The 21,147-nt window shown below is 55.6% G+C and carries 18 protein-coding genes; 11 read left to right on the top strand and 7 right to left on the bottom strand.

Translation table 11 applies throughout. The annotated features are described in order from the left end of the window. Positions 1-25: 25 nt before the first annotated feature. From HZU72_RS21220 to HZU72_RS21190, 7 genes are all read left to right on the top strand, one after another. A complete protein-coding gene (locus tag HZU72_RS21220; protein ID WP_180095690.1) occupies positions 26-1,225 on the top strand; it encodes an ABC transporter permease in 1,200 nt (399 codons plus the stop codon). After that, the gene (locus HZU72_RS21215) at positions 1,222-2,184 is read left to right on the top strand and encodes an ABC transporter ATP-binding protein (RefSeq protein WP_180095688.1); all 963 of its coding nucleotides are present in this window, start codon (positions 1,222-1,224) and stop codon (positions 2,182-2,184) included. The genes HZU72_RS21220 and HZU72_RS21215 overlap by 4 nt, the downstream gene beginning before the upstream one ends. Further along, positions 2,165-2,950, top strand: a complete 786-nt coding sequence (locus tag HZU72_RS21210; protein WP_180095686.1) for an ABC transporter permease — start codon at positions 2,165-2,167, stop codon at positions 2,948-2,950. Before HZU72_RS21215 ends, HZU72_RS21210 begins: the two co-directional genes overlap by 20 nt. 182 nt (positions 2,951-3,132) lie before the next feature. Then, a complete protein-coding gene (locus tag HZU72_RS21205; RefSeq protein WP_180095684.1) occupies positions 3,133-4,335 on the top strand; it encodes a thiamine pyrophosphate-dependent dehydrogenase E1 component subunit alpha in 1,203 nt (400 codons plus the stop codon). Between the two features lies 1 nt (position 4,336). After that, on the top strand, positions 4,337-5,314 hold the full coding sequence (locus HZU72_RS21200) for an alpha-ketoacid dehydrogenase subunit beta (protein WP_180095682.1): 978 nt from the start codon (positions 4,337-4,339) through the stop codon (positions 5,312-5,314). A 38-nt stretch (positions 5,315-5,352) separates the two neighbouring features. Beyond that, complete coding sequence (locus tag HZU72_RS21195) at positions 5,353-6,621, top strand: 2-oxo acid dehydrogenase subunit E2 (protein WP_180095680.1); 1,269 nt, start codon at positions 5,353-5,355, stop codon at positions 6,619-6,621. An 11-nt stretch (positions 6,622-6,632) separates the two neighbouring features. After that, positions 6,633-8,495, top strand: a complete 1,863-nt coding sequence (locus HZU72_RS21190; RefSeq protein WP_180095678.1) for a protein kinase domain-containing protein — start codon at positions 6,633-6,635, stop codon at positions 8,493-8,495. 9 nt (positions 8,496-8,504) lie between these two features. On the opposite strand, the gene HZU72_RS21185 is transcribed toward HZU72_RS21190, so the two are convergent. The 7 genes from HZU72_RS21185 to HZU72_RS21155 form a co-directional block, all read right to left on the bottom strand. Next, complete coding sequence (locus HZU72_RS21185) at positions 8,505-9,131, bottom strand: ABC-type transport auxiliary lipoprotein family protein (RefSeq protein ID WP_180095676.1); 627 nt, start codon at positions 9,129-9,131, stop codon at positions 8,505-8,507. Then, positions 9,128-10,069, bottom strand: coding sequence for an MlaD family protein (locus HZU72_RS21180; protein WP_180095674.1), 942 nt, complete (start codon positions 10,067-10,069; stop codon positions 9,128-9,130). Before HZU72_RS21180 ends, HZU72_RS21185 begins: the two co-directional genes overlap by 4 nt. A gap of 6 nt (positions 10,070-10,075) precedes the next feature. After that, positions 10,076-10,900, bottom strand: a complete 825-nt coding sequence (locus HZU72_RS21175; protein WP_180095743.1) for an ABC transporter ATP-binding protein — start codon at positions 10,898-10,900, stop codon at positions 10,076-10,078. Next, positions 10,900-12,030, bottom strand: a complete 1,131-nt coding sequence (locus tag HZU72_RS21170; protein WP_180095672.1) for an MlaE family ABC transporter permease — start codon at positions 12,028-12,030, stop codon at positions 10,900-10,902. Before HZU72_RS21170 ends, HZU72_RS21175 begins: the two co-directional genes overlap by 1 nt. Positions 12,031-12,124: 94 nt before the next feature. After that, complete coding sequence (locus HZU72_RS21165; RefSeq protein ID WP_180095670.1) at positions 12,125-12,946, bottom strand: IclR family transcriptional regulator; 822 nt, start codon at positions 12,944-12,946, stop codon at positions 12,125-12,127. Between the two features lie 102 nt (positions 12,947-13,048). Beyond that, entirely contained in the window at positions 13,049-14,257 is a 1,209-nt protein-coding gene (locus tag HZU72_RS21160; RefSeq protein WP_180095668.1) for a 3-oxoadipyl-CoA thiolase, read from the bottom strand. Positions 14,258-14,286: 29 nt separating this feature from the next. Further along, positions 14,287-15,810, bottom strand: coding sequence for a 3-hydroxyacyl-CoA dehydrogenase (locus HZU72_RS21155; protein ID WP_180095666.1), 1,524 nt, complete (start codon positions 15,808-15,810; stop codon positions 14,287-14,289). A 411-nt stretch (positions 15,811-16,221) separates the two neighbouring features. On the opposite strand from HZU72_RS21155, the gene HZU72_RS21150 reads away from it, so the two are divergent. From HZU72_RS21150 to HZU72_RS21135, 4 genes are read left to right on the top strand one after another with little or no spacing between them, the layout of a single operon-like run. Next, positions 16,222-17,373, top strand: coding sequence for an acyl-CoA dehydrogenase family protein (locus HZU72_RS21150; RefSeq protein ID WP_180095664.1), 1,152 nt, complete (start codon positions 16,222-16,224; stop codon positions 17,371-17,373). After that, on the top strand, positions 17,373-18,974 hold the full coding sequence (locus HZU72_RS21145; protein WP_180095662.1) for a class I adenylate-forming enzyme family protein: 1,602 nt from the start codon (positions 17,373-17,375) through the stop codon (positions 18,972-18,974). The genes HZU72_RS21150 and HZU72_RS21145 overlap by 1 nt, the downstream gene beginning before the upstream one ends. Continuing rightward, complete coding sequence (locus tag HZU72_RS21140; RefSeq protein WP_180095660.1) at positions 18,971-19,438, top strand: PaaI family thioesterase; 468 nt, start codon at positions 18,971-18,973, stop codon at positions 19,436-19,438. The genes HZU72_RS21145 and HZU72_RS21140 overlap by 4 nt, the downstream gene beginning before the upstream one ends. Then, positions 19,439-20,827, top strand: coding sequence for a hypothetical protein (locus HZU72_RS21135; RefSeq protein WP_180095658.1), 1,389 nt, complete (start codon positions 19,439-19,441; stop codon positions 20,825-20,827). The last annotated feature ends 320 nt before the right edge of the window (positions 20,828-21,147 follow it).

Here is a 21,147-nt window from a genome sequence, read left to right as displayed (position 1 = left end):
TGCTAATGCTCGGGATAACTAATTAATGTCGTTGATGGATGCACTGCCCACCCCACGGCTTCGTTGGGAAGGGTGGCACCCTAACGTTGTGCTCGTTAGCCTGAGCCTTATTATGCTGGCTGCATTCTGGTTACTTGATGTGGTGAGCATGGCCCCCAACCGGATTGTGTTAGGGACGGGGCATGGCGCACTGGAGGCTTTTGGCTGGCCAGGTGCGCTATTAGCAACGCTATTGCTCTCCTTTATCGGTATTCTCGCGTGCCAGCCAACCCATCGCCACTACCGAGCGCTGTTTGCGGCGGTGATAGTGATCATGGCGCTAATGCCAGTGGGGTTGATGGCGAGCAGCTATTTACTGATTGACCCTGAGATGCCTCAAGCGCGTTTAGGCATGGGAGCGGCGTATTGGGTTGTTCTGTTTGTACTGCTGCTGTGTTTAGTAGAACTACGCTTGCGTTTAAATCTCACCCGGATATGGCCCACGCTATGGCTATGTGGTGTCGCGCTGGTGTGGTGGCTCTGTGCAGCTTTTGGGCTGGAAACGCTTGCCCTTGTTCAAGAATTTAAAGCCCGTGATCAACAGTTTCTCAGCGCCGTCGCGCAGCACATTAAGCTGGTTGGTATCGCCGTCAGTGTCAGCATTATACTTGGGCTAGCGCTCGCCATGCTGATGCGACGCTATGCCCGGCTGCAGAAGGGCGCGTTTGCTGTACTCAACTTTCTTCAAACCATTCCCAGTTTGGCACTATTCGGTCTACTGCTGGCGCCGCTAGCCTGGCTTGCCGCCAACGTGCCTTTTTTAGCCCAGCTTGGCGTTAGCGGTATTGGCACTACGCCCGCCTTAATTGCACTGATTGGCTACAGCCTGCTGCCTATTGTGCGCAACACCTATACCGCGCTTGAACAAGTCAGTTTCGATACATTAGAAGCCGCCAAAGGCATGGGCATGCGTGCCGGGCAGCGTTTTTGGCAGGTGCGGTTACCGCTGGCGCTGCCGGTGCTGCTGGAAGGGGTGAGGATTACCACTGTTCAGGCCATTGGGCTTACCGCCGTTGCCGCTCTGATTGGTGCGGGCGGGTTAGGTACTTTTATTTTTCAAGGCTTAGGTCAGGCCGCCATGGATATGGTGCTGCTTGGCGCGCTGCCTATTTTAATGCTGGCTCTGGTGGTGGATGCGGGCTTAGGTGCCTTGGCAGAAGCGCTGCGCCCCGGAGGAACAAGATGATCGAGCTATCCCACGTATCCAAGCGGTTTGGGGATGAAACCGCGGTGGACGATATTTCTCTACGGGTGCCGAAGGGTAAATTCTGTGCGTTAGTGGGTACCTCGGGCTGTGGTAAATCGACCACCTTGCGCATGATCAATCGCTTAATTGAGCACAGCGAAGGCGACATCATCCTCGATGGACAGGCGATAGACGCGTATGACCCTGTAAAACTACGTCGCCGGATTGGCTATGTGATACAGCACACCGGGCTGTTTCCCCACTGGAACGTTGCGCGCAACATCGGCCTGGTGCCACGTTTATTGAAGTGGTCAGCAACGGACGTCCAGTCACGGGTGGCCGAGCTAATGCATTTGCTCGGTTTGCCGGTCGATGAGTTTGGGCATAAATATCCCCATCAGCTTTCAGGGGGGCAGGCGCAGCGAGTGGGTGTTGCACGTGCCCTGGCGGCAGACCCAGATATTTTGTTGATGGATGAACCCTTCGGCGCGCTTGATCCTATTACTCGTGAAAAGCTACAGGATGAGCTGGCCAAGCTCCAAGCGCGGCTGCATAAAACCGTGGTGTTTGTGACCCATGATATGGATGAAGCGCTTAAACTGGCGGATCACTTAGTGGTAATGCGCGAAGGTCGAATCGTGCAGCAAGGTTCACCGCTGGCGCTATTACAAAGCCCTGCCGACCCTTTTGTCGAGTCGCTTTTAGGTGGGCTGGAAAGAGGCCTTAAACAAGCCGCGTTAACCCGTGTGAAAGATCACATGACCTCTATGGGGCCTACCTTGCCCGCTCAGTCGCGCATCCCAGGGACTTTCTCGCTACGTCAGGCGCTTTCCATGATGCTGCGCGATCATAGCGACCGGTTGACCGTTGTTGACCAACATGATGTGCCTGTCGGTGAGCTATCGTTGCGGAGAATTATCAAGGAGGCCCAACTGGACAATGGAAACCCGCGTGAGTAACTCGCTAAGCGCCGCCCAGACCCACAAAAAAGCCCCGCAATGGCTATGGCCACTGCTTTGGGGGGCGCTGCTGATGATGAGCGTCTTTGCCATGTCGGCTGCCGAGTCTTTATTTCGCTGGATTGAGCCCGATGCCCGGCAAGTCATCTACGATCGCGCTGGTTTTGTCACTTTGCTAGGCCGCCACCTCTTTGTAGTCGGCATTGCAGCGGTGGTGACCATTATCGTGGGAGTCGCGGCGGGCATCGCCGTTACCCGCAGGTGGGGGTGTGATTTTCTACCGCTGGTGGCCCAATTGGCATCGCTAGGGCAAACGTTTCCTCCAGTGGCGGTTCTGGCGCTAGCGGTACCCGTTCTGGGGTTTGGTACCTTGCCCATTATTGTCGCTTTAATGCTCTACGGGCTATTGCCTATCGTGCGCAATACCCTTGCTGGTTTGCAGGGCGTCGAAGGCGATATTAAAACGGCTGCTCACGCTATGGGCATGAAGCCAACGCAAATCTTGTGTCAAGTTGAGCTGCCTCTGGCAGCCCCGGTCATTCTGGCGGGCATCCGAACCTCGGTGACCATCAATATTGCCACTGCCGCGTTAGGGGCTACCGTGGGAGCCAGTAACCTTGGCGACCCGATTATCTCCGGCATCGTGAACGGCAATATGGCCTATGTGGTTCAAGGGGCGCTGACCATTGCATTGTTAGCCCTGACGATTGATAGCTTGTTCGAAGTGCTTCAGCGTCAACTACGTGCGCGTATCTCTAGTGCCTAATTTGTCTGCGTTTTAACCTCTCTGCGTCTTAAGTAGCATCCCTAAAGTCCTTGCGCTGCGTTATTGTCCTAAACGTTGTGGTAGCTAGATGTTGCGTTAACCTATGACAGATAAATCCACTGGCATAAACGGTTAATACCAACAACACTGCCCTCAAAAGGGGTAAAACAAGGACAAAAATGATGACACAGTACGTACACCAGCCGGACTTCATGACCGGCGACGAATTTTCAATTCCTACTTTCAGCCTGCTTAACCCAGAAGGTGAGCTGCATAGCGACGCTGATGAGCCCGCACTTGAACGTGATCACGCCCGGCGTATCTATCAGGCAATGCTAGCCACGCGTATTCTCGATGAACGCATGATGGCGGCTCAGCGCCAGGGGCGGTTGAGCTTTTATATGCAGTGTACCGGGGAAGAGGCCGCCGTAGTGGGTGCCACTGCTGCGCTAAATGACGCCGATATGATTATGGCGCAGTACCGCGAGCAGGGCGCTTTAATGTATCGCGGCTTCTCGATCGAAGAATTCATGAATCAGCTGTTCGGCAACGAGCTGGACTACGGCAAAGGCCGCCAAATGCCGATTCACTATGGGTCGCGCAAGCTACACTACATGACCATCTCATCTCCCTTAGCGACTCAGATTCCTCAGGCCACGGGCTACGCTTACGGCCAAAAACTGGCTGGTAACGGTCACTGCACGTTAACGTTTTTTGGTGAAGGCGCCGCCTCCGAGGGAGACTTCCACGCCGCGCTGAATATGGCCTCAGTGCATCAGGTGCCGGTGATATTCTTCTGCCGTAACAATGGCTATGCCATTTCCACTCCTGCCGTCGAGCAGTTTGCTGCCGACGGTATCGCCCCGCGTGCCTTTGGCTACCATATGCATGTAATCCGGGTAGATGGTAACGATGTGCTGGCGGTCTATGAAGCGACGCGGCAGGCACGCAAGATCGCCGTTGAGAAAAATCAGCCGGTATTGATCGAGGCCATGAGCTATCGACTTGCCGCGCACTCCTCTTCCGACGACCCCTCTGGCTATCGCTCGAAAGATGAGGAGGAGGTGTGGCGCGCCAAAGACCCACTGCTGCGGCTGCAAAAATGGCTCTTGAAGAAGCATTGGTGGAGCGAAGAGGAGGAGACTTCCCAGCAGGAAACCCTGCGCCGTGAAGTGCTGGAAACCATGAAACGGGCTGAGAAGCGCTCATCACCGCCGCTAGAGAGCCTGATCAGCGATGTGTATGCCGATATAACCCCATCGCTGCAGCGCCAATTCGATCAGTTAAAACGCCATATTCGTCGCTACCCAGAGACTTATCCCCGCGGGGCGCAGTCGTTGGATTTAGACGTGGGCACCGAGACTGATACTCAGGGAGAGGCGTAACATGGCTACCATGAACATGCTCCAGGCAATTAATAATGCACTGGATATCGCCATGGCAGAGGATGAAAAAGTCATCTGCTTTGGTGAAGACGTGGGTATTTTTGGCGGTGTATTTCGGGCCACCAGTCACCTTCAGGAGAAGTACGGTAAAGCGCGCTGCTTCAACACGCCACTTGTCGAACAGGGCATTATCGGCTTTGCCAATGGCTTGGCGGCCCAGGGCTCGGTGCCTGTGGCAGAAATACAGTTTGCCGATTATATCTTTCCGGCGTTTGACCAGATTGTCAACGAAACTGCCAAGTTCCGTTATCGCTCAGGCGATCTGTTTAACGTTGGTGGTTTGACCATTCGCACCCCTTACGGCGGCGGCATCGCCGGTGGCCTCTATCACTCTCAATCACCGGAAGCTTATTTCACTCATACACCTGGATTGAAGGTGGTGCTGCCGCGCAACCCCTATCAGGCCAAAGGGCTACTGCTCGCCGCTATTCGCGACCCGGATCCGGTGCTTTTTCTGGAGCCTAAGCGTCTTTATCGCGCTTCAGTCGGTGAAGTGCCCGAAGAGGATTACCAGCTTCCCATTGGCGAAGCCGAAATCACCAAAGAGGGCACGGATATTACCGTGGTGGGCTGGGGCGCGCAGATGGAGGTAATCGGCAAAGCGGTTGAGTTAGCCGAAGAGCAGGGCATTGCCTGTGAAGTGATCGACCTGCGCTCACTGCTGCCCTGGGATGCGGATACGGTGGCTGAGTCGGTGTTAAAAACCGGCCGACTGGTGGTGAGCCATGAAGCCCCCTTAACTGGCGGCTTTGCCGGTGAAATCGCTGCCACTATTCAAGAGCGTTGTTTTCTCTACCTGGAATCGCCCATTGCCCGGGTGACAGGTCTGGATACGCCTTTTCCACTGGTGCTGGAAAAAGAGTATCTGCCTGATCATCTGAAGATTTTTGAAGCGATTCGCGAAAGCGTCAACTTTTAGTGGCTATTAATGCCTAAGTACGCATGGGGAGAAAAACAATGAGCGATTTTTTACTGCCTGATATTGGCGAAGGTATCGTCGAGTGCGAAGTCGTCGAATGGCGTGTCGCTGAAGGCGATCAAATTGAAGAAGACCAGCCTATCGTTGAAGTCATGACCGACAAGGCGCTGGTGGAGATTACCGCCCCCGAAGCCGGTGTCGTGACCAAACTGTATGTGGCCCAGGGCCAAATTGCCAAAGTGCATGCGCCGCTGTATGCCTATCAAGTGGATGGGGCTAGTAACAATAATAGTGAGGCCGAGCTAGACGGTGCGCAATCGGCCGCCAGTGAAAAGCCAATGGCACAGACGACAGAACCGTCCAACCCTACAGGTATTCCGGCTGCTGGCCGCTTATATGGCAAGGTGCCAGCCAGCCCCGCCGTTAGACGTCTAGTGCGTGAACACTCTCTACAGCTCACGGAGATCGCGGGCAGCGGCAAAGATGGTCGGGTGCTAAAAGAGGACGTGTTGGCGCATCTGGATCAAGCCCCCCCAGCTTCAGCTTCATCTAGCCAAACTGTTGTTAACAACCAAACTTATAAGAACCAAGCTGAAACTCAGGCGCCCAGAGTGGAACCTCTCCGCGGCGTGCGGGCGGTCATGGCCAAGCGCATGGTCGAGGCAGCCAGCACGATTCCCCATTTTCACTACGGTGAAGAGATCGACGTTACTGCTCTGCTGGCGCTGCGGGAGCGCTTAAAGCCGCTGGCCGAGGCCCAGGGCGAACGGCTGACGCTAATGCCATTTTTTATGAAAGCCATGGCGTTAGCCGTCGCTGAAGAGCCCATCGTTAATGCCCAGTTAAATGCGGCTGGAGATGAGCTGTATTACTACCCTCAGTGCAACATCGGTATGGCGGTGGATAGCAAGACGGGCCTGATGGTGCCCAATGTTAAAAACGTTGAACGCTTAACTCTGTTGGAAGTTGCCCGGGAAGTCGGGCGGCTAACCACCTCGGCGCGGGATGGGCGGGTTGATCAGGCGGATCTAAAAGGCGGTACCATTAGTATTTCCAATATTGGGGCGTTGGGAGGCACCTACGCAGCACCTATCATTAACGCGCCAGAGGCCGCCATTGTGGCAATTGGTAAAACCCAATGGTTACCGCGCTTTGATGAGCAGGGTGCGGTGCAGCGCCGGGCGATCATGACCATCACCTGGGCGGGCGATCACCGTTTTATTGACGGTGGTACCATTGCGCGTTTCTGTAATGCCTGGAAGGGCTTTCTCGAAGCCCCTGAAACCATGCTGCTTCACTTGGGCTAGCAAGGCGACTTATGTCCCAGGCACCGCTTCAGCAGTTTTATATACCTGAAGAGCAGTCGGTCTATCTGCTGAGCCATCACGATGCCCGTAAGCTTAAAGACTGGGTGGCGCTGTGCCAGGCGCAGCTCTCCCAGTTGGGCTATCAGGGCATTGAGCTCATTGGCAAGGGCGCCTACGGTTTTGTATTTGCTGGCAGCACTGTTCACCAAGGCGCTAAAGCGCATTATGTGTTTAAATTCTCCCGCATTACCCTACCCGCGCGCTTGCAGGAGCGCCTCGAAGAAGAGGCGTTTATGCTGGAACAGGTGTCCCATCCACGCATTCCAGGTCTTATTGCTTACCAGCGCTCCCGGGGGCAGTCCATTTTGGTAATGGAGCGCGCACCCGGCTGGAATTTAGAGCAGGTATCGCTTAAGCAGGGGCGCCTCTCTCCACGCTTGATTGTGCGCATTGCGGCGCAGTTGGCCGACATCCTGCTTGCCCTGCGGCGGGAGTCAGGGCCCCAGGCACGGTCGGTGGTGCATGGCGATATTAAGCCCTCTAACTTGGTGTATGACGCCGAGCAGGAGTCTATTGCGCTAATCGACTGGGGCTCATCGGTATTTGCCCAACTAGACGCACAGCTGCAGTTTGTAGGCGCCAACGTCATGGAGCTGATGTCGGACAATCTGCAGCAAACCAATGCCCGCCTGGGCGATGTTTACTTTATTGGCGAAGAGCAGTTAAACGGCGCACTGTCATCGCCGCGGTTCGATGAGCAGGGAGCGGCGGGAACCCTATATGCGCTGGCGTCAGCGCAGTCGTGTCGATTTGGCCATCGGGCGATTCCCGCCAGTTCGCTGGGTTTGCCGATGGAGTTTGCACGTACCCTGGATGGCATGCTCGACCCTGACCCTCAGGTGCGGCGCAAAGCGGGCGACTACTTTTTAAACAACATGCCGCGAATGGCCAGGGTAGTAATGATCGATCTGCCCACATCGCTCAATGTACCGCTGGTACCGGTATGGGCGCGCCCTGCGCATCAGGAGATCGATACCGTGGTGTACAGCTCGCGCAAAGCCTTTCTACGCGAAGTCTTTTCACAGGAAGAGCATGCTCAAGAAACCCTGAATGATGTCAATGATGTGCAGTTAGATCGCTACTACAAGCAGTTTATGCAGGGTATGGGTGAAACCGAAAAGGCCTTTTTGGCGTCGGTGAGCCGCCTGGGCAAGTATCCGGTGGTAGGGGGATTGGCGGTGCGCTGGGAGCGTGAGGGTGTGTATATCGATTCGTCGTTAAATTTACACGACCCTACGCTGAAGCCTGCCTTTATTGAAGCGGTCAATAATATGGTGCATTTGGCGCGGGCGATTCATCGTCAGGGCGTGTTTAAAAGCTGCTTGTTTAATGCCCGCCAAACACTGCACTTAGAACGTACTTCCGTGGATGAAACTTTCGTTAGCGAACCCAGCATGGCGATAGGCTACGAGTTGAGCGCAGTACCGGAGCTCGAGGATCGTACCCGTCAGCACAGCTACTTCGAAGATGGCCCCGACCCAGAAGAGCTATTGGTGCTGCCCGAGGCGATTATGCATGCGCTGCAGCAGCTCAATGACATTCACCATACTGGCATGATCATTTTTGAAGCGCTGCCACAGCACCTCAAAATACATAGCTATTACCGTCTACTGGATCCGGCTCGAGAGGGCGAGTTCCGCACGCTGCTGGCGCGCATTCTCGCCTCGGTAGACCAAATCGAGGGCCTAGGCGTCTCGGGCTACATGAAAATGCCGTACAAGGACACTCGCTACTTTGCCCACCTGGAAAGCCAGCCAGAGCGCTATTACCCCCGCGACCCAAGAGAGTATGCGAAAAAATTAACAGAACAGTAAAAGCACCCTCTATTTCTGCTCTGAGCTGTTAATTGCATCCGCCAACCACGCTGTCAGCTGTTCAGTGAGCTCGTCGCTGGCGCTGCCAAACGCATCCACCACGTTGGTAATAGCGACGCTGCTCGCTTGAACACTGGTGGTGAAGCTCTGAGTGTCAATAGACGTGCGGTTTTGAGCGCTGACGAGCTGTACATCGAGCTGTACTTTCACCGTGGGCGGCTGGGTCACATAATCGCTCTGGAAGTGGCGTAGTTCGCTGAGTAGCAGAAGCTCGGAAGGCAGGCTGTCGCTTCCCACACTGGCAAAGAGGCGACTCTGCTGTATCCCTGTGATCAAACGCGTCTGGAGTAAGTCGGGAGCATTCTCCTGCCAGCGGGCGCCTTCATATACATTAACGGTATTGCCCTCTGGGTAGACCACAATGCGGTTGCTGCTGAGTAAATGGCCCGCTTGTGGGGCAGCCACCGCGAGGCGTTGTCTGGTCGTCAGCGAATTGGATGAGGGGGTAACGGGCTGTACATCGGCACTGGGCAAACGATACAGCGTCGCTGGCTTACTTTCGGGCAGAATCGAGCAGCCACTGCTGAGTAGCAGCGCAGCGCAAACTGAAACGATAGCAGTGGGGCGTAACGTCATGGGCGGAACTCCTCTACCTGATCACGGCCCAGGAAAAAGTCTGTTGGGCTCTCCTCTAGCTGGCGGGTAATACGATCCAGTGTATCGAGTGTGGAGCGTAGCGAAGAGAGTGCCGGAGCAATATCTTGCGCGCCCTGCAGGCTGCCTTCGATGGCGCCAGCGTTAGTCTCCACTAATTGCTCTATGCGTTGAGCTGCCCGGGCGACATCGTGACTCGCATCGGCGGCGCTCTCCATTACCAGCCGGCCATCTTGACGCAGCAGCTGTGTCGCTTCCTGGCTAAGTTCGTCGATGCTGCTAAGCGTGTTAGTTGCCTGGCGAGTGGCTTCGCCGAAAAGCGCCATATTTTGATCTAGGGCATTCTGCTGGGCGGCAATCATTTCGGTAATCTGAGCAATGTTGGTTAAAATATTGCCTGCCTGATCACGGTTATTATCGTCAAACAGTTCGTTAACGTTTTTCAGGATTGAGTTGATGTTCTCGATCACATCTTCGCCTTCATCGAACAGTGTAGCGATGGGCGAAGGGTCTGCTCGTATAAACGGCGCGTCGATATCGGTTTGATCAATCAGCAGCGGGGCTTCGGGGGTGCCGCCGTGGAGTTGCACGGACATGCTGCCGGTGATGCTGGCAAAGGCAAGTTTTGCCCGGGTGTCTGTCTTAATTGGTGTGTCATCGTAGACGCGGATATGGGCAATCACTTGCCGAGGGTCATCAGGATTAAGGTTGAGCTCGGTGACATCCCCCACCTCAATGCCGTTATATTGCACTCGGCTGCTGACCGATAAGCCGCTAACGCTGCGCTCAAATAGAATGCGGTAAGGTTGGTAGCTACGCTCGCCTGCTGCATAGCTCATCCATAGTGCAAACAGCAACGCGCCAGCGGCAGTGGCCAGCGTGAAGAGACCGATTAAAACGTGATGCGCCCGTGTTTCCATGTGCAGTCACTCCTGGACGTTAGCGTTATTTGAAGAGCCGGTATGAGCACGCTGTGCGGCTCGACCACGCGGGCCGTGAAAGTAGTCTTGAATCCACTCGTCGTCAGTGCCCGCCACTTTATCAATGATATCTACGACTAATACGCGTTTTTGTGAGAGCACCGCTACCCGGTCGCAGGCGGCGTAGAGCGTATCCAAGTCATGGGTGACCAGGAATACACTGAAACCCAGCGCATCGCGAAGGGTGACCAGCAACTGATCGAAGGCCGCAGCGCCGATAGGGTCAAGCCCCGCCGTGGGCTCATCAAGAAACAGGATGTCAGGGTCAAGCGCTAAGGCACGGGCAAGGGCGGCGCGCTTGACCATGCCGCCAGACAGCGACTCAGGAAACTGCAGTGCGGCCTGTGGCGGAAGCCCGACCAACGATAGCTTGACCCTGGCAAGATGCTCGGCGTCTTCACGGGGTAGCTTGGCGTGTTCAATTAGCGGTAAGGCAATATTCTCTTGCAGGTTCAACGAGCTAAATAATGCGCCGCGCTGAAACAGTACGCCAAAGCGCCGCTCTATTTGGCTGCGCTGTGTTTCGTTAAGCTCGTTAAGGGTTGTACCTAGGACTTCAACCGTGCCGTCATTGGGGCGCTTTAAACCGACGATGCTGCGTAACAGCACTGATTTACCGGTACCAGAACCGCCTACAACGCCGAGGATTTCTCCACGTTCAAGGGTTAGGTCTAAGTTTTCGTGAACCACATGAGCGCCAAAGCGATTCACTAAGCCTCGAACCTTAATGACCGGTTGGTTACTTTGCCCTGTCGGTTTATCTGAAGCGATCACCAGCCCATCTCCATAAAGAATAGCGCGGCGACGGCATCAATCAGAATCACCATAAAAATCGACTGAACGACACTTGACGTGGTGTGTTCTCCTACCGACTGCGCGCTGCCGCTGACCTTAAAGCCTTCCAGGCAGCCGATAACGGCGATCACAAAGGCAAACACCGGTGCTTTGCTGAGCCCTACCAAAAAGTGCATTACCGACACGTCTTTTTGCAGCGTGGTCAAAAACTGGGTGAGTGAAATATCCAGTGACAGGTGGGCGACCATAGCGCCACCCGCTAAGCCGCTGAGCATACCCACAAAGGCGAGCATGGGCAGGCTAATTAACATCGCCATTACCCGTGGAAGCACCAAAAGCTCGATAGGATCTAGCCCTTGGGCCTGCAGGGCATCAATCTCTTCATTGGATTTCATCGCGCCAATTTGGGCGGTAAAGGCGCTGGCGGTTCGTCCCGCTAATAAAATTGCTGCCAGCAGAACGCCGAACTCTCGCAAGAATGAGAACGCAACAAGGTCAATGGTATAAATCGTGGCGCCAAAATCCTGCAAAACGGTAGCGCCAAGGAAAGCCACGACGGCACCCACCATAAAGGTGAGTAGCGCGACGATGGGTACGGCATTAAGACCGCTCTGCTGAATATGGGCAACGGTCGCCGTTGGGCGCCAGTGGCGTGGCTGCAATACCAGATGGAAGAGGGTGGCCATGACGAGACCAATAAAGGCCAGCAGCTGGCGCTGCTGAGAGCAAAGCCCCGCCATGTGCTGGCCCACGCTGGCAAGCGCTTGGCTAATACGTGAATAGGAAGGGGGGTCAACGTCAAGCGGCGCTTCCATGGCTTCGGCAATACGCACCAGCAGCGCCTGCTGCTCTTTCGGCAGTTCTCCTGCCCAATCCGCTACCGCCTGCGCTTTCTCAACGCCAATCAGTTCCACAATGAGTATGGCGCCGGCGGTATCAAGGCGAGTTATTGCGTCTAGTGAAACCGTCGCATCCGTTGGCTTGCCAAGCTCGGCTCGAGTTTCATTGTGATTAAGCGCCGCTTTGATATGGCGGTAATTGGCAAGCGTCCACTCGCCTTTAAGGGCGACTGTTTGATCATGACGCGCTATCCACTCGCTTGGCATCTCCACTCCTTGGCGCTCTTGGTATCGATGCGCTTGTTTAGAAGTCTATGATGCATTCAAACGAGCGTTAGTTAAAGTCTCCCTAAGCTTGAATTTACCTTGCCGAGCGGTTTCTTGGCGCTAGTTCCTGCTTAATCTGATTAGCGACTTCTTTGAGACGTGGGCCTAAGTTATTAACCAAGCGGTCGTGATCCAAGCGCAGGCTGGAGCCACCGCAGTTAATCGCCATGACCTCGGCGCCATCTTCCAAAATCAGCGGCATCGCCACCGCACTAATATCGCGCTGCCAATCCTGCTCAGAGAGGCAAAAACCGTACTGCGCATAGTCTTTAAAGCTCTGTTGTATGCCCGCTTCATAACGCGGCCAGTCGCTACCATACTCGCTGGCCAACTCTTGGAGCACCGGCTGGCGCCGTTCGTCTGTTAAACCGCATAGCCAGGCACGACCAATGGCGGAAGTGGCTATGGGCAGGCGGGAGCCCGTGTCCAGGCGAATGATTAGCGGCCCATGGCCGTGGCAGGTTTCCAGATAGACCATGTCACTGCGGTCGGCTCCGCCCAGGCTAACGTTGCAGTCGGTGGCATCAGCAAATTTCTGCAGATGCGGACGGGCAATTTCGCGAATGCCCATATTGGCGAGAAAGCGATACCCCAAGGCTAAGACACCTGGCCCAAGGCGGTACTTTTCCAGGTGGGTATTGTGTTGGAGATAGCCCAACTGCGTCAGGGTATAGGTTAAACGTGACACCGTCGGGCGAGGGATACTCGTACGGTTGGAGAGCTCAGCATTGCCTAAATACTCTTCACCTGCGCCAAAGGCGCGCAGCAACTCTAAACCGCGCGCGAGGGCGGTCACAAAGTTACGATCTTTTCCAGGCAGCTGCGAGTCGTCAGCATCAGTGTCGGTGGGGTGCATTCAATATCCCAACAATAGGTGGCTTATGGCGCCCAGTATCGCATATCTACTTAGACGCAGCGTTCATACCCATCAACGAAAAAGCGGCTGTTTGACACTAAATCAGCCGTCCAGACGCTCGATAATCGTAGCAATGCCCTGACCGACGCCGATGCACATGGTAACCAACGCATAGCGCCCACCGGTCACTTCAAGCTGGCGGAGAGCCGTAAGCGCCAAGCGTGCTCCGGAAGCCCCCAGGGGATGACCAATGGCGATAGCGCCTCCGTTGGCGTTCAAACGCGGATCATCAACGGAGAGCCCCAACTGCTGCACGCAGCCAAGCACCTGAACGGCAAACGCTTCGTTAATTTCAATCACATCCATCTGCTCAAGGGTAAACCCTGCACGCGCCAATGCCTTTTGTGAAGCGGGTACTGGCCCTAACCCCATAACCCGCGGAGCCACACCGGCAATGGCGCTGGCGACAATGCGCGCGCGTGGTGCTAGACCCACACGTTCACCGGCGACCTTGGTGCCGACAATCATGGCAGCGGCGCCGTCATTCAGACCCGAGGCATTTCCGGCGGTGACAACGCCACCCTCGAATAGCGCACCCAGTTGGGCCAGTTTGTCTTGGGTGCTTTGAGGGCGGGGGTGTTCGTCTTTCTCCACCAACAGTGGCGGCTGTTTACGTCCTTGGGGCACCTCTACGCCAAACATCTCGCCGTCGTAGAAACCTGAGGCCAGCGCTTGGGCGTAGCGGGCCTGAGAGCGGGCGGCAAAGGCATCGCTTTCATCGCGGCCAATATTCAGGTCGTGGGCAATGTTGTCAGCAGTTTCCGGCATGCTGTGGCTGCCGTACTCTTTAGCAATCCAGGGGTTGGGAAAGCGTGAGCCAATCACCGTGTCGTACAGCGGCTGGTTGCGCGCATAGGGGGAGTCCGCTTTACCCAAAACATAAGGTGCACGGGACATGGACTCAACGCCGCCCGCTAAAAACAGCTCGCCTTCGCCTAGCCGTGCCGCCCGGGCGGCATCCATCATCGCTGCCAAGCCACTGCCGCAAAGCCGGTTGACGGTTTGTCCCGCCACTTCAATAGGCAGGCCTGCCAGTAATGCGCCGTGACGGGCCACGTTTCGGGAGTCTTCCCCCGCCTGGTTGGTGCAGCCTGCCAGCACCTCTTCATAGCTTTCTGGCGCGAATGGATTGCGGGCAACCAGTGTTTTAAGCGTCAGCCCCAGCAGCTCATCTGGGCGAATAGCCGCTAAGCTGCCACCGTGGCGACCAAAAGGGGTGCGTAAACCGTCGTAAATATAGGCGTCTTGCATGGTGGTGCTCCTTGTTGTTGGTAGGGCCGTTAAGCGGCGGTTAACGACATTTGCAGCGCGGCGCGGCGGCGCAGCCAGGGGCTTGGCCGATAGCGTGGGTCGCCGGTGGCCTCAAGCAGGTTGGTCAATATCGTCATGATGCGCGTGGCGCCGTAATGGTCACCCATGCGCAATGGGCCGAATGGGTAGCCCAAACCCAGCTCAACCGCTCGGTCGATAGTCGTGGGTTCTGCCACGCCTTGCTGGGCAATATCGGCACCGACGTTGACGATGCAGGCAATAATGCGCTGAAGAACAAAGCCGTTGCTGTCTTGAAGCGTGCTTACCGGCGTACCGTCTTGATTGAGCAGGCTTTGCGCTGCTTGAATGAAAGCGGAGCGGGTAATGGGCGTGGCCATCAGGCTACGGCGTTTATCAAGCCCTGCGAGCATATCCACCGCCACGCACTGCTTGGCGTCTAGACCCTGGCGCAGCGAACAGCTGGTGGCATCTTCACCGAAAGGGGTAAGCAGACAGAGCGCCTGTTCAGTGGGCTGCGTGCCGGTTTCTAACGACCAGCCAGCCGCAGTCACCAGCGCCGTGAGCGCTTTAGCGCTTTCGGGGTCATCCTGGCTAATCCATACCGGGCATGGAGAAACAGTAGCGATGGCAGGCTCATCCGGCATCTGCTGTTTGCCTTCCACATAGCGGTAAAAACCTTCTCCGGTTTTACGCCCCAGCAAGCCCGCGGCCAAGCGTTGTCGGGTTAACGGGGAAGGGCGAAAACGTGCTTCTTCATAGTACTGGTGATATACCGACTCCATCACAGCGTGGGAAACATCTAGCCCGGTAAGGTCAAGCAGGGTAAAGGGCCCCATCCGGAATCCGCCCTGATCAACCATAATACGATCAATGGTCGCCGGGTCTGCCACGCTTTCACCTAACAGTCGCAGCGCTTCAGTACCGAAGGCACGCCCGGCATGGTTAACCAGAAATCCAGGTGTATCGGTGGCCTGGGCCGTAAAGTGGCCCATGGCTTGACCTAGAGCATTGACCCGCTGAGTCACCTCATCGGTGGTTCGCAGGCCAGGGATGACCTCGGCAATCTTCATCAGCGGCACGGGATTAAAGAAGTGAAAGCCAATAACCCGTTCAGGGTGCTGGCAGGCGGCGGCAATGGCCGTGACGGAGAGTGAAGAGGTATTGGTCGCCAACACAGCCTGCTGGCTGAGGATTGCTTCTAAATCGCTAAACAGCCCCTGCTTGGCCTCCAGCTTCTCGACAATGGCTTCTACCACAATATCGCAGGGATCGAGCGCGGCAAGCTCGCGGGCTTCAATCAACCGTTTACTATAGTGCTGCGCCTGCTCTGCGGTAATGCGCTGCTTTTCGACACTTCTCTGCCATAAACCATTAATAAAAGCTTTAGCTTCGTGTACGGCACCCTCTTTAACGTCGTAGAGCATGACGTCTAGACCGGCCTGGGCAGCCAACTGTGCGATGCCACGCCCCATGGCGCCGGTGCCGACGATGCCAAGCGTGGTAAAGGGGGGAGGTGTTGATTCGCTAGCCATACGCTAAATCCTCTCTGCAAATGGGTACTTATTTAAGAAACCTCTGATTAACTATTGCGCTTGACCNTAAGAAACCTCTGATTAACTATTGCGCTTGACCATACGGCGTTAAAAATCGCCTCGTGCGCGAGTCCGATCAAAATGCTCATTTATAACCCGTAAACTCCGCTTTTTCGTCGATTTTTGCCTTGTCTGGCCTTCGCTCATTACGTTAATCAGAGGCTTTTTAGTATTATGATTCTGCATTGCAAAATAGTGTTTCAATTATTGACTGCCATCCTAGGCTATGCAAAAGTGCCTGACAAGAATAGTGGACAATAGTTTTGCTATGCAAAACGCATACGCTGTCCACGCCAGCGCTACTTCGAATGATAACGCTAACTATAAAACCCGTTGCCACCAGGAGCCGTCATGATTCGCGATCCCGAATTGATTAACCAGCTTGTCGATACCATCGCCCGCTTTGTCCGTGAGCGCTTAATTCCTAATGAGGCACGCCTAGCCGAGGAAGATGCAGTTCCCCCGGAAATTCTTGCGGAAATGAAAGATATGGGGCTTTTCGGGCTATCGATCCCTGAAGAGTACGGCGGTCTAGGCCTGACGATGGAGGAGGAAGCGCTGGTGGCGATGGAAATTGGTAAAACATCGCCTGCCTTTCGCTCGGTGTTTGGCACCAATAATGGCATTGGCGCCCAGGGTATTTTGATTGATGGCACCGATGAGCAGAAAGCCAAGTATGTGCCACGCTTGGCCACGGGCGAGATTCTTAGCTCGTTCTGCCTCACCGAACCCGATTCCGGCTCCGACGCCGCCAGCCTGCGCACTACGGCGGTGCGGGATGGCGATCACTATATCTTGAACGGCACCAAACGCTATATCACCAACGGCCCAGAAGCCGATCTGTTCACCGTAATGGCGCGCACCAATCCGGAGAATAAGGGCGCAGGCGGTATTTCAGCCTTTATCGTCGAAGGCAACACGCCAGGGTTAGTACGCGGGCCTGCGGATAACAAGATGGGCCAGAAGGGCGCCCACACCTGCGATATTATTTTCGACAACTGCCGGGTGCCCGCTGAAAATATTATTGGCGGAAAAGAGGGGCAAGGCTTTAAAACGGCCATGAAGGTGCTAGACCGCGGGCGACTGCATATTTCGGCGGTCTGTGTAGGCGTGGCCGAGCGCTTAGTGGAAGAGTCGCTGCACTACACCATGGAGCGTAAGCAGTTTGGCGCGGCGCTTGCCGAGCACCAACTGATCCAAGCCATGCTGGCGGATAGTAAAACCGAAGCCTATGCAGGCAAAACCATGGTGATGGATGCCGCACGGCGCAAAGACGATGGTGAAAACGTTTCGACACTGGCTTCCTGCTGCAAATTGTTCTGCGCCGAAATGGTTGGCCGTGTCGCAGACCGCGCAGTGCAGGTTCACGGTGGGGCAGGCTACATGTCGGAATACGCAGTTGAGCGTTTCTACCGTGATGTGCGGCTATTTCGTATCTACGAAGGGACTACCCAGATTCAACAAATCGTCATTGCTCGCAACATGGTGCGGGAGGCGTCCTAATGGCTTTATCGGTTTCCTACCAAGCGCCGGACGAGCCTATTTTTGGCCGCCTTGCCAGCGAGCTGGTGGCCGAGCTTCCCGAGCGCCTCAGTACCCGCGTGCTTGAAAATGCCAAGCTGCTTGGCGAGCACACGGCTATCGTGGATGGCAATCTGCGCTGGAGTTATGCCGAGCTCGGCCACGAAATACATGCCGCTTGTGACTGGTTAAGTGCCTTGGGCATTCGCCCTGGTGACCGGATTATGACGGTGAGTGAAAACTGTCGCGCTCTGGTCGTGCTGCTGCTGGCCGCCAGCGAATTGGATGTCTGGGTAGCGATTGTGAACTCACGCCTCTCAGCACAGGAAGTTGATCTGGTTCAGGGCAACTGCCTGCCCCGGCGAGTCTTTTATACCTGTGAAGCATCCCCAGAGGCGTGTCAGCACGCTGAGCGCCACGCGGCTGACCGCTACCAGCACCCTCAGTTGGGTGGGCTGGCCATTTCGCCGCTGTATGACAGTGAGCCCGAGCCTGTCTGCGCGAGCGGCGCCGAGCAGGTGGCGGCGATGATCTACACCTCAGGCACCACTGGCACACCTAAAGGCGTCATGCTGACCCATCGTGGCATTCTCTATATCGCCTCGATTTCAGGCGGCATGCGCCATTTAAGCGAAGGCCAGCGGGTGTACGGCGTGCTACCCATGTCTCATGTGTTTGGCCTCTCGTCAGTATGCATGGGGTCGCTCTATAACGGCGCCTGTCTCTATACCGTGCCGCGCTTCGATGCTGCCCATATGCTGGCGACGCTAAAGCAGGAGCGAATTACCGTTCTCCAGGGCGTGCCGGCGATGTATGCCCGGGCGTTAGAGTTTTTAAAACGCGAGCAGCGCCCTTTAGAAGCGCCTGACCTAATTTATATTTCGGCGGGTGGTTCGCCGTTAGATAGCGACACCAAAGTGCGTGTAGAGGCAGCCTTTGGGCTGACGCTGCATAACGGCTACGGTTTAACAGAGGCCAGCCCTACCATCAGCCAGACCCGTATCGATGACCGCCATGCAACTAGCACCGTTGGCCGGGTATTACCTTTGCTTGAGTACCGTCTGGAGCCGCTTAGCGACAGCGGAACTGCCGAGCAGCCTGGAGACGAAGTGGGGGAGCTATGGGTGCGCGGGCCTAATGTTATGAACGGCTACTTCCGCCAGCCGGAAGCTACCCGCGCCACGCTAACCGAAGAGGGGTGGCTAAATACCGGCGATATCGCCAAACTCGATCACCAGGATCAACTCTATATTGTAGGGCGTAGCAAAGAGCTAATTATTCGCTCGGGGTTTAATATCTACCCGCCGGATGTGGAAGCGGTGATTAATGAACACCCAGCGGTAACGCTAGCCGCCGTCGTTGGGCGTCAAATCGCCGGTAATGAAGAAATCGTGGCGTTTGTGCAGTGTGAGCCGGGCGTTGACGTTGATGTGGCGGAGCTAAAGGCGTTTATCGCCGAACGCTTGGCACCTTACAAACGCCCTACTCAAATTGTTTTAATGGATACGCTACCTTCCACCGCCAGCGGGAAAATACTAAAAGGGCGGCTGCGGGATTTAGCCCAGCAGGAGAGTGCCTCATGAGTTCTGCGAAAATACCTACACCCGATACGCCTCAAAAAGCGCTCATGGGCTATCACGAATTGTTAGGTATGCAGGTGGCTGAGTGGCAGCAAGACCGTGTCGTGGTTGAGCTCACTATCGAGCCTAAACACCTAAACCGCAGCGGTAATGTTCACGGTGGTGTATTGGCTTCGATGCTGGATAGCGCTTTAAGCCTTGCCGGTTTGCACTGCGACGTACAGGGCAATATTCGCCGGGGAATGACGCTCTCATTAACCACGACCTTTGTGGGCCCCGCACGGGAAGGTGTGCTGAAGGCAATAGGCACGGTGCGCGGCGGCGGACAGAAAACCTATATGAGCAGCGGTGAGATCGTCGATGAGAAAGGCAATTTAGTGGCCATAGGAGAAGGCTCCTTTCGGCGCCGCAGTGGCAGTGAATCGTCCGAAGGCTTCCCAGACAAAAATACCCAGGGAGAAGGCTGAGTGAGCCCAGCCCGCCTGCGGGTTTCTCTGTTGCTGCTGGTCACCTTGGCAACGCTGTTTCATCTGGTGGTCGGCAGCCTGTTTTGGCAGGCTGTCGGCATTGCCGCGCTGCTACTCTATCTATTAACGCTTGCTGGCAAGCTAACGCGGATGGCCAAAGGGTTACTGCTAGTCGCGGGAATAGTGTCGCTGTTAGCGCTCTGGCACTCGTCGAACCCAGGCCAGCTACTGTTTGACGCCAGTGGACGTTTTGCGTTTTTTGCTACCTTTGTGGTGGCGTTGAGCATGCTGCGTTTGCCTGCCTACCGTTCACGCTTGGTGCGCCGCTGTGGGCAAAGCATGCTGCTTCAACCGCCTAGTCGCCGCTACCCGATTTTATCGCTCGGTTCAGCGTTGTTTGGCATTATTCTTAATATCGGCGTGCTTAACTTATTTGCCGCCATGATTGAGAAGAGTAACACCCTAGGGGCGGCCCAAGGGCGTGCCTGGGTGCAAGAGGCTCGTCAACGGCGCATGATGTTGGCGTTGCTACGCGGGTTTTCCCTGGCGCCGCTGATCTCCCCTATGGGTATTGGAGTGGCGGTGGTGCTGTCGAGCCTTCCTCAGGTTACCTGGCTGGCGCTTGCGCCGTATATTTTGGGTGCCGCAGTGCTAATTTTTCTGGCGGGTTGGGCAGTGGATTTTCTCACCGGGCCACATCCCCCTGCCAATAAAGCCCAGGTAAATGCTCCTTCGTTACGCCCGTTGGCCCAGTTCAGTGTGTTGCTGCTTGGGATTGTAGCGCTGGTGTTTAGCCTTGCCTGGCTATTAGAGCTGCGCTTACCCATTGCCGCGTTGTTAGGTGCACCCACAGGGGCGCTGATTTGGCTTGCCTGGCAGCGGCGCAGGCTTGGCTTCTGTGGGCTGCCCGCCGCGGTTAGCGCGGTGCATCGTCAGTTGCCATGGCTGCTTTCGCCCAGTGCTAATGAAATCGTGGTGCTAGGGGCGGCGGGCTACTTGGGGCACTTATGCGTTGGGCTGGTTGACACTCAGCAACTGGCGCCGCTATTAACGGTGTTGAACCAGTGGGGCGCCTTCAATGCCGTACTGGCGATGCTGATGGTGGTGGGGCTGGCCCAGGTAGGCGTTAATCCTATCGTGACGGTAACGCTGCTGGTGGGGCTGCTACCGCAGTTAGCCATTGAGGGGCTAACACCGGCTCTGGTAGGTGCATCGCTGATGGTGGGCTGGGCGCTGGCGCTAATGTCGTCACCCATGACCGCATCTATGTTGATTTTATCCCGATTTACTGGTGTACCCGCCACACGTATCGGTTACCGCTGGAACGGCAGATTTCTGGTCGCCTCGATTCCGCTATTGGCAGCGTGGTTTGTATGGTCACCCTTTTAAATATCGCACGCCTTAGTAGTGAGGCTAGGTCTACGCGAGGGCGCTGTAAACCCGTCCTTGGGAGCTACTTTTGCCATCCATGGCAAAAGACCCTCGCTTCTACCTACCCTCTCACGCGTTATCGGATATTTGTAAAGGTAGTGACCAACTGCACTAGATCTGGCAAGAATGCGGAAGCGCTTGACCTTTGTGCTGTGCTTTTTTATTGTTCTTGTTATAAAGTGAAATAATATTCCGCTATGCAAAATTTAAGCAAGATTAAATATTTTTAATCGCCAGGAGCACGCCATATGAAAGTACTCGTCGCGGTGAAACGCGTC

Source organism: Vreelandella sedimenti (genome assembly GCF_013416325.1).
GTDB lineage: Bacteria > Pseudomonadota > Gammaproteobacteria > Pseudomonadales > Halomonadaceae > Vreelandella > Vreelandella sedimenti.
Note: the sequence above shows the minus strand (reverse complement) of the source record. Positions and strands in the feature narration are given on the sequence as shown.